The sequence below is a fragment of the Oxalicibacterium sp. genome, assembly GCF_057353965.1.
Genome location: NZ_JBMQZD010000004.1, coordinates 33,321 through 43,123, shown reverse-complemented (window position 1 = coordinate 43,123; position 9,803 = coordinate 33,321). Strand labels below are relative to the sequence as shown.

Sequence of the window (9,803 nt, the reverse complement as noted above, 5' to 3'; positions counted from 1 at the left end):
TTGTCCTACCCCGGCCGAAACCGTTGTACAGCAAGGGTTTCGACGCGTTAGATAATAACGAAATGGAGGCGAACACCATGGCTACCACCTACGATGCAGCACAGCACGACATTGGCGACGGTCCCCGGAACCTGAATACCCGGAATACCCACATCGCCCCCGGTGAAATCGCCATCGGCGTCATTATCGGGCGCACTTCCGAATATTTCGACTTCTTCGTCTACGCGATCGCCTCGGTGCTCGTGTTCCCGGCGGTCTTCTTCCCGTTCGCGGACAAGCTGGAAGGCACGCTGTACGCCTTCACGATCTTTGCCCTCGCCTTCCTGGCGCGGCCGTTCGGTACCGTCCTCTTCATGGAAGCGCAGAAACGGCTCAGCCGCGAAGCCAAACTGACCATCGCGCTGTTCCTGCTGGGCGGTTCCACGGCGGGCATCGCCTTCCTGCCGGCCTATGCCGATCTCGGCGTAACCGCCATTATCATGTTGTCATTACTGCGCGTCGGCCAGGGTATCGCGCTCGGCGGCGCCTGGGATGGCCTGCCGTCGCTGCTGGCGCTGAATGCACCGCCGAACAAACGCGGCTGGTATGCAATGCTGGGCCAGCTTGGCGCACCGACCGGCTTCATCATCGCCGCCGGCCTGTTCTCTTACCTGTTGCTGGAGCTGTCGCAGCAAGACTTCCTCGAATGGGGCTGGCGCTATCCGTTCTATGTGGCCTTCGCCATCAACGTGGTCGCACTGTTCGCCCGCCTGCGCCTGATTTCGACGCCAGAATACACCCATCTGCTGGATGATCGGGAACTGCAGCCGACCAATGTTATGGAAATGACACAGAACCAGGGGCGCAACGTGGTCATCGGTGCATTGGCCGCACTGGCCAGCTATGCGCTGTTCCATCTGGTCACGGTGTTTCCGCTGTCGTGGATCAACCTGTACTCGACACGCTCGCTCAGCCACTTCCTGGTGGTGCAGATGATGGGCGCTGCGATCGCGATGGTCGGCATCGTGCTGTCCGGCATCGTCGCCGACCGCTTCGGCCGCCGCACCACGCTGGGCACGCTGGCCGTGCTGATCGCGGTCTTCAGCGGCTTCGTGCCGACGCTGATGGACGGCGGCGATCTGGGTCAGGATATCTTCATCATGGTCGGCTTCGGCTTGCTGGGCCTGTCCTACGGCCAGGCTGCCGGTGCGGTTTCCGCCAACTTCCTGCCGAAATACCGTTATACCGGCGCGGCCCTCACGTCGGATCTGGCCTGGCTGGTCGGCGCGGCTTTCGCACCGCTGGTGGCGCTGGGCCTGTCGGCACACTTCGGCCTGGGCTACGTCAGCCTCTATCTGCTGTCCGGCGCAGTCGGATCGCTGGCGGCACTGAGCCTGAACCGGGCACTGGAAATCCGGAACTGATTTCCCTGATCTGAAATAAAAAAAGGGTTGCGGCAGCAATGCCGCAACCCTTTTTCTTTGCCCTTCTATATATAGATGTAGGACTCAGCGAGCCGAAACCGACCGCTCGTCGCGAATCAGCAGGGCGCCGCACAGCAACGCCAGCACGATTCCCAGCGCGCAGATCGTCGGCCAGCCGCCGTGCAACCAGGCCAGCGAACCCAGCGCCGACCCCGATGCAGCGCCGATGAAGTAAGTCGTCATATAGACGGCGTTCATCCGCGAGCGCGCCTCCGGCTCCAGTTCGAAGACGATATGCTGGTTCGTGATGTGCAGGCCCTGCAAGCCGAGATCGATCACCAGCATGCCGACGATGAACCAGACAAGGCTGGTCGCTCCCAGCCAGAAACATCCCCATCCCGCCAGCAGCAACAGCACGCAGACGATGCCAGCCTCGCGCGTCCAGCCGTGATCGGCGCAACGTCCGGCGACATTCGCCATCAACGCGCCCGCCACGCCGGCCAGACCGACTAAGCCGATGCTGGCGTCGCTCAATCCGTGCGACGGCCCGGACAGCAGCAAGGCCATCGTCGAAAACAAGGCGCTGACCGAAGCGAACGCCAACGCGCTCATCAACGCGCGACTGAGCAAACGCGGATGGCGGCGCATCAGCACGCCCATCGATCGCAGCACTTCGCCATAGCTGACCTGCGTCGGATTGCGCGACGTCGGCAGCCTGCGCCATAGCAGCAGCGCCACCACCACCATCGTGATACTGGAAAGCCGGTAGACGGTATGCCAGCCGCCAAGGCTGGACAGAATGCCCGCCACGCTGCGCGCCGCCAGAATCCCGAGCAAGAGGCCGCTCATTACCAGCCCGACCGCACGGCCGCTGCGCGACGGATCGGACAGGATGGCCGCCACCGGCACCAGGATTTGCGCCGCCACCGAAAACATCCCCGCCATCACGATGCCGGCGAACAGGAAATGGATGCTGACGGCAAATCCGCTGATGAATTGTCCGAGTCCGGCCAGCAGCATCAGCGTCACCGCAAGCCGGCGCCGCTCGAACTTGTCGCCCAGCGGCACCAGCAGCACCAGTCCGCAAGCGTAGGACACTTGCGCCGCCGTGACGGTCAGCGCCGCCGTGGTTTCGCTGACGCCGAAATCCAGCGCAATCGAATGCAGCAGCGGCTGATTGAAATAATTGCCACCGGCGCACAGGCCGGAAGCGACTGCCATCAGCAACAGCACGGATGCATCGAGGCCGCGATTGGCGGATGACGCCGCTGTGGGGGGCGTGTGGGATGAAGACATGGGCGGTGACGTACAGGCTCCCGGCATCGGGAGGGAAGGCGATGATAGCAGCCGCGCCGTTTTCCTGCCGGCGCTCGCCGCATCCACCCTGCATCCATGCCGTATCTGTATTACGTCATGGCCGTATTCGCCCTTGCGGCACACATGAAAAGTCTCGGCCGCAAAATCGCGCCAAAACCGATACGGCAGTCATCCGCCGCGCGCATTTTTTCTACTCGCACGCACTTCCATGACCAGCCAGCCGAGCGCCGCCGGCACCAGCGGCACCAGATAGTAAAGAAAGCGATAGGTCAGCAATGCCGCCAGCAACTCGCTGGCGGCCAGCCGATACGACAGCAGCGCCACGAACACCGCTTCCACCACGCCCAGCCCGGCCGGCACATGCACGATCACGCCGGCGACGACGGCGATCAGCAGCACGCACAGCACATTGGTATAGGCGATCTGCCGCTCCAGCAACAGATAGATCACGCACGCCATCAGCATCCAGTTGGCGCAGGACATGACCAGTTGCAGCAAGGCGAACCGCAGCCGTTGAATCGTCACGACGTGGCCACGAAAACTGAGGCGCCGCTCGCTGAAAAAAAGACATATCGCCAGATAGGCAAGCGCTGTCGACAGCAGCGCGGCCCCCAGCACATGCAGGCCCGCACCGCCGATCTTCCATTGCGGCGGCAACTGCAGCGGACTGACGAGAAAAACTGCGCCGGCCAACGCCAGATAGCCGAACCAGTTGGTGAAGATGCTGGTGCCGATGATGCGGGCGATCGCATCGGTCTGCAAACCCTGCCGTGCATACAGGCGATAACGCAGCATCGCCGCGCCGATCAGCGAACCGAGATTGATGTTGAAGGCATAGCTGATGAAATTGATACCCATCACGGTCGGCCACGCCAGCCCGTGTCGCGTCAGATGCCGCCCCAGCAGATCGAAGCAGCTGTACAGCGCATGGCTGGCCACCGTCGGCAGAACGGCCAACCACAGCCATTGCGGCGACTGGCGGCGCATCGCTTCGAACACTTCGCCCCACGCGATCGTGCGCGCCTGCGTCACGATCAGCCAGGCGACGACGAGAAAGAATGCCGTCTGCGCGATCCGCTTCAGCCACGGCCAGCTGCGCCGCCATAGCGACATGCCGCGTCCGCCTTTGCGCGCCGAATCTCCGGCCTGCCTGGCGCGGCCGGCGGCGTTCGACAGCCCGCTCATCGATATGCCTCGCCGTCCATCGCCTGCACGTCGATGGCTGCCACTTCCTGCGCCGGCGTCACGCGCGGCTTGTGCGCCGGCAGCCAGCCTATCCATGCCGGATAGCGGCGCAGGAAATGGAACAGCACAAAGCTGCGCATCAGGCGCCACCAGCTGGATTCCTTCAATTCGCGGATATCGATTTCCTTGCAGTTGCGATCGATCAGGCCCTGCAGCTTCTCCGCCAGCCGCGCGTTGAAATCGCGGTCGCGGATCATCACGTTGGCTTCCAGGTTCAGCGACAGACTCAGCGGATCGAGATTGCTGGAACCGACGGTCGCCCATTCCTCGTCGACCACCGCTACCTTGCCGTGCAGCGGCCGCTCGCAATATTCGTAGATGCGCACGCCGGCGCTGAGCAGATAGTGATACAGCATGCCGGCCGCCGTCTGCACGATCGGCATGTCGGGATTGCCTTGCAGGATCAGCGATACATGCACGCCGCGCCGTGCCGCCCTGCGCAATTCCCGCAGGAAGGCGTAGCCAGGAAAGAAATAGGCGTTGGCGATCGTCACGCGTTCGCGCGCCAGACGAATCGCCATTCGGTAATGACGCTCGATATCGGTCTTGTTACGTTCGTTGTCGCGCCAGACGAAGGCGGCGACGGCGCCCTCTTCATGCGTTTCGGAAGACAAGGCCGCTTGCCGGCGGCGAAACCAGCGCCGCCGTTCGCGCGTGCGCTGCACTGCCGCCAATGCGAAAGTGCGGATCTGCTCGACCAGCGGGCCGCGAATCGAAATCGAGTAATCCTGCTTGGCTTCGGGACCGAAATCGGCCAGATGGTCGGCCGAGAAATTGATGCCGCCGATGAAGGCCAGTTCGCCGTCGACGACCAGCAACTTGCGATGCAGGCGGCGAAACAGGCGCAGGCGATGGAAGATGCCGGGCGCGGGATCGAACACATGCATGCGCACGCCGGCTGCAACCAGCGTGGCGATGAATTCTTCGGACAGATCAGGCGAGCCCCAGCCGTCGACCGTCAGATCGACCTGCACGCCGCGCTGCGCAGCCGACAGCAGCACGTCATGCAGTTCGCGCCCGACCTTGTCGTCGAACAGGATGAAGGTTTCCAGCAGCACTTCGCTGCGCGCAGCGGCGATCGCATCGAACACGCGCGGGAAGAATTCCTCGCCGTTTTCGAGCAGGTCTATGCTGTTGCCGCCTATCCATCGCTGCTTCAATGTCCAGTCTCCTGCATTCCATGCGGAACGCCTTCGACTGTAAGCGGCGAGGCCCGAAAAGTATGTGCGCTGGTTAACTAACCGTGATGACGCATGGCAACGGCCGGGCCGACGAGGATCGCCTGCTGTTGCTGCAGCGCCGCGATTTCTTCGTCGGTGTAGCCCAGATCGCACAGCACTTCGCGCGTGTGTTCTCCGAGCAGCGGTGGTGGGCGGCGCGTGGCATCGTCGCCGGTATCAGCACCTTCCGAGAAACGGATAGGCAAACCGATGCCGCCGACGGTGCCGGCCAGCGGATGTTCGCTGGAGACCGTCATGCCGCGCGCCAGCGCCTGTTCATGCGACAGTGCCTGCGCAATGTCCAGCACCGGGCCGACCGGCAGGCCGACCGCATCGAATTCGCGCAGCCATTCGTCGGTCGTGCGCGTGACCAGTTTGGCGGTCAGCAATTCGACCAGCGCCGCGCGGTTTTCCATGCGCGCCGCATTGGTGGAAAAGCGCGCATCGCCTGCAAGTTCCGGCATCTGCACCACTTGCAGCAGGCGCTCGTAATTGCTCTGATTGGCTGCGCCGATATTGATCCAGCCGTCCTGCGTGCGGAACACCTGATATGGAGCGCTGGTGGAATTGGCCGAGCCCATCTTCGGCAGGATGGTGCCATCGGCAAAGTAGTTCGCGGCCGGCCAGTACATCTGCTGCAGCGCCGCCTCGAACAGCGAGGTATCGACGATCTGCCCGCGTCCGGTTTGCAGCTTGCTGGCATAGGCGGCGGCGATACCGAGCGCGGCGAGAATGCCGGCGTTGATGTCGGCCACCGGCGAGCCGGCCTTGATCGGCGCCTGCCCTTCTTCGCCGGTCATGCTCATCATGCCGCTCATGCCCTGCGCGATCAGGTCGAAGCCTCCCTTGTCGGCCCACGGGCCGGTGCGGCCGAAACCGGAGATCGAACAATAGATCAGGCCCGGATTGATTTCCTTCAGCGCGTCGTAGCCGAGGCCGAATTTTTCCATCGTGCCGGCGCGGTAGTTTTCGATGACGACGTCGGCATCCGTCAGCAGCCGGCGCAGCACGTCGCGCCCGCCTTCGGTCTTCAGGTTCAGGCCGATGCCGCGCTTGTTGCGGTTGACCACCATGAACGATGCCGATTCGCCGCATGGCAGCATGGGCGCGAAGCGGCGCGAATCATCGCCGTCCGGCGTCTTCTCGACCTTGATGACATCCGCGCCCATGTCGGCCAGCATCATGCCGCAGATCGGTCCCGACATGATGTGCGCCAGTTCGATGACGCGCATGCCGGCCAGCGGACCGCCGCGGTTTTTCTGTGGCGCGCTCATTCGCCGCTCCATGCAGGACGCCGCTTGGCAAGGAAGGCTTCGACTCCTTCATGGAAATCGCGGCTGCCGTAACAGGCGCTGATCAGATCGCTGCCGTCCGGCAGGCCGAACTGGATCAGACGGCTGATCGCTTCCTTCGACGCGCGCATCGTGATCGGCGCATGACCGGCCAGCTTGCCGCACAGCGATGCCGCCGTCGCCTCCAGTTCGTCCGGCGGCACGACCGCGGTCAGATAACCGGCAGCCAGCAATTCGTCGGCCGGCAGATTTTCCGCCAGCAGCAGCATGCGCTTGGCGCGATTGACGCCGAATGCCGCCATCACGCGCGCCATGTTCGCCATCGAGATGCAATTGCCCAGCGTGCGCGCGATCGGCAGGCCGAAGCGCGCGTCCGGTGTGGCAATGCGGAAATCGCAGGCGGTCGCGATCGCCAGTCCGCCGCCGGTCGCCCAGCCTTCGACGATGGCCAGCGTCGGCATCGGCAGCGCCTCGACTTGCGCGATGCGTTCGTTGATCGTGCGCTCGTAGGCCAGGCCGTCGTCGCCCGAACGGAAATCGCGGAACTGGGCGATGTCAGTGCCGGCGACGAAGGCTTCGCCGCCCGCGCCACGGAAAGTGACGGCACGCACGTTGCGCTCGCCGCGCAGCCGTTCGCAGATCTCGCCCAGTTGTTCGTACATCGTCCACGTCATCGCATTGCGCGCCTGCGGCCGGTCGAACACGACGGCGGCGATACCGTCGACGATCGTCAGATGCACGCAGCCCTGCGTATTGTCCTGCTCGCTCATCCTCTGCTCCTTTCCTTGCCGCGGTAGTCCGATTCATCAACCAGATTCAGCAACTCAATTCGGCAACGCGATCAGTAACTCGGTAACGGATTGGCTCAACGACTCAAGCCGCTGGCATCGATATCCCACAACGCTTCCACAGTATCGCCGCGATAGCAGACGTATTGCCGGTACAGATTGGCCGTCGGATCGCAGTGACCGGGAATCAGCATCAGCCGTTCGCCCAGGCGGTCGCGCACGTCACCGTCACCCTCGCCGCCATCGGTGATCTGCAAGATGCCGTGTTCGTCGTTGGCCGCCGTGTAGCGCAGCGCATCATCGTCACCGGGCCGCACGCGCGGCAGGCCGGAGTCGACCGCCACGCCCTTCAAGCCGACGTCGCACACCGCCATGCCGGGCTTGGCGGTACTCATCACGGTGGTGGCGATGAACAGGCTGTGGCGCAGCTTCAGTGTGCCGCCCCACTCGTTCGATCCGTAATGGCCGTCCATGAAGACGTAGGAGCCAGGCTGCAATTCGGTGAAGACGCCGCTCTCGGCATCGAATTCGACGGTACCGGTGCCGCCGCCGGTCACGACCGGGCAAGCGATGCCGCGTGCTTCCAGATGGCGCATGTGCTGCGCCGCCTTCTCGGCCGAACGCAAGGCGGCATCGCGGCGCGCGCTCCACGTCGCCAGATGCTGAATGCCGCCGTGATAGGCCTGCAAGCCGCCGAAACGCAGGCTGCCGTAACGCGCGATGCGCTCCACCAGCGCCATCAATTCATCGCTGCCGACCACGCCGCAGCGGCCCTGGCCGATATCCACTTCCGGCAGCACCGTGATGCGCGTGCCCGCCTGCGCCGCAGCCGCGCCGAGCGCATCGACCTGCGCCACGTGGTCGGCGCAGATGCTCAGCCGGACATGGCCCGCCAGCTCGGCCGCCATCGCCATCTTGTCGGCACCGACGACTTCGTTGCTCAAATGAATGTCGCGTATGCCCTGCCGCAGGAAGGGATAGACCTCGCTCAGCTTCTGACAGCAGACGCCAACTGCACCGGCTGCCAGCTGGGCCGCCGCGATCGCCGTCGATTTGTGCGCCTTCGCATGCGGCCGCAGCGCGACACCGTGCGCCCAGGCCAGCGTCGCCATACGGTCGATATTGAATTCAAAAGCGTCGAGGTCCAGCATCAGCGACGGCGTGCCGACCCGCTGCAGCGGATCGCCGATCCGCGCCGCCGGCGGCACGTACATTTCTAGGTCTTCGGCCATGCAGTCTCCCGATTTTTCTTTCTATTTCGCCAATGTATATAGCGGTACGGTCATCGCGGTAAAAACACTTTGCCCGCGATTGACATTTTTCTCAAAGTGTATATTGTATTCAATATTCTAAATGACCATTTGGAATAGCGGTAACGAAATTGTTTTCATGAATGCATATAAGGCTGAAGGCACGCAGAGGCCGACGCTTTATCCACAGCCGATCCGGACGGGCAGCACCGTGCGTCCGAAACGGTGACGTCAAAGGGTTCGCCCACACAAAGGAGACAGCATCATGCAGAAAAAAACATCCCGCCCGATCAAACTCGGCCTCTTCGCCGCCACGATGTGCTGGGCCCTCAGCGCATCGGCATGGGAACCGACCAAGCCGGTCGAGCTCGTCGTGCCGTTCAGCGCAGGCGGCGCTTCCGACCAGATGGCGCGCTCCATTCAGGGCATCATCGCCAAGCACAACCTGATGAAGCAGCCGATCATCGTGACGAACAAGGCGGGTGCCAGCGGCGCCGAAGGCCTGCTGGACATGAAGGCTTCACAAGGCGATCCCAACAAGATCATCGTCACCTCTTCCTCGCTCTACACCACGCCGCTGACCACCGGCCTGCCGTTCCACTGGCGCGACCTGACGCCGGTTGCGGTGATCGCCATGGACGCCTTCGTGCTGTGGACGAATTCGCAGGCCGGCTATAAGACGCCGATGGACTACATCGACGCCGTCAAGAAGAAGCCGGACACCTTCAAGATGGGCGGCACCAGTTCCAAGCGCGAAGACCACATGATCACGACGATGATCGAGAAGAAGACCGGCGCCAAGTTCCTCTACATTCCGTATAAAGGCGGCGGCGAAGCGGCTACCCAGCTCTCCGGCGGCCACATCGATTCCAATACCAACAATCCTTCCGAATCCGTTTCGCAATGGCGCGCGGGCGAACATACGGCACTGTGCGTGTTTGCCGACAAGCGCCTCTCCTACACGGCGAAGGTGACGTCGACGCAAGCCTGGTCCGATATCCCGACCTGCAAGGAAAAAGGCCTGGACGTCAGCTATGAAATGATCCGCATCTTCCTGCTGCCGGGCGGCGTCAAGCCGGAACAGACGCAGTTCTACGTCGACCTGATGAAGAAAGTCACCGAGACGCCTGAATGGAAAGCCTATCTGGAACGCAATGCGCTGACGCCGGCCTTCATCTCCGGCAATGCGCTGACGGATTTCCTGGTCAAGGATGAAAAACTGCATCAGACCATCATGCAGGAGGCCGGCTTCCTCGCCAAGAAGAAGTAAATTCTTTTCACCCGGACG

The 9,803-nt window shown here is 62.9% G+C and carries 8 protein-coding genes; 2 read left to right on the top strand and 6 right to left on the bottom strand.

The genetic code is table 11. The annotated features are described in order from the left end of the window. Nucleotides 1-77 precede the first annotated feature (77 nt). Nucleotides 78-1,403, top strand: a complete 1,326-nt coding sequence (locus tag ACO1VH_RS06650) for an MFS transporter (RefSeq protein WP_486243699.1) — start codon at nt 78-80, stop codon at nt 1,401-1,403. Between the two features lie 84 nt (nt 1,404-1,487). On the opposite strand, the gene ACO1VH_RS06645 is transcribed toward ACO1VH_RS06650, so the two are convergent. From ACO1VH_RS06645 to ACO1VH_RS06620, 6 genes are all read right to left on the bottom strand, one after another. Next, complete coding sequence (locus ACO1VH_RS06645) at nt 1,488-2,699, bottom strand: MFS transporter (protein ID WP_486243697.1); 1,212 nt, start codon at nt 2,697-2,699, stop codon at nt 1,488-1,490. A 189-nt stretch (nt 2,700-2,888) separates the two neighbouring features. Further along, entirely contained in the window at nt 2,889-3,905 is a 1,017-nt protein-coding gene (locus ACO1VH_RS06640) for a lysylphosphatidylglycerol synthase domain-containing protein (RefSeq protein ID WP_486243695.1), read from the bottom strand. Beyond that, the gene (gene clsB, locus ACO1VH_RS06635; RefSeq protein ID WP_486243693.1) at nt 3,902-5,125 is read right to left on the bottom strand and encodes a cardiolipin synthase ClsB; all 1,224 of its coding nucleotides are present in this window, start codon (nt 5,123-5,125) and stop codon (nt 3,902-3,904) included. The genes ACO1VH_RS06640 and clsB overlap by 4 nt, the downstream gene beginning before the upstream one ends. Nucleotides 5,126-5,202: 77 nt before the next feature. Beyond that, on the bottom strand, nt 5,203-6,459 hold the full coding sequence (locus ACO1VH_RS06630) for a CaiB/BaiF CoA transferase family protein (RefSeq protein WP_486243691.1): 1,257 nt from the start codon (nt 6,457-6,459) through the stop codon (nt 5,203-5,205). After that, the gene (locus ACO1VH_RS06625) at nt 6,456-7,247 is read right to left on the bottom strand and encodes an enoyl-CoA hydratase/isomerase family protein (protein WP_486243689.1); all 792 of its coding nucleotides are present in this window, start codon (nt 7,245-7,247) and stop codon (nt 6,456-6,458) included. The genes ACO1VH_RS06630 and ACO1VH_RS06625 overlap by 4 nt, the downstream gene beginning before the upstream one ends. A 95-nt stretch (nt 7,248-7,342) precedes the next feature. Continuing rightward, on the bottom strand, nt 7,343-8,497 hold the full coding sequence (locus ACO1VH_RS06620; protein ID WP_486243687.1) for a DSD1 family PLP-dependent enzyme: 1,155 nt from the start codon (nt 8,495-8,497) through the stop codon (nt 7,343-7,345). A gap of 283 nt (nt 8,498-8,780) precedes the next feature. On the opposite strand from ACO1VH_RS06620, the gene ACO1VH_RS06615 reads away from it, so the two are divergent. Then, nucleotides 8,781-9,785 (top strand): Bug family tripartite tricarboxylate transporter substrate binding protein, encoded by a 1,005-nt coding sequence (locus ACO1VH_RS06615; RefSeq protein ID WP_486243685.1) that lies wholly within the window; start codon nt 8,781-8,783, stop codon nt 9,783-9,785. Nucleotides 9,786-9,803: the final 18 nt, after the last annotated feature.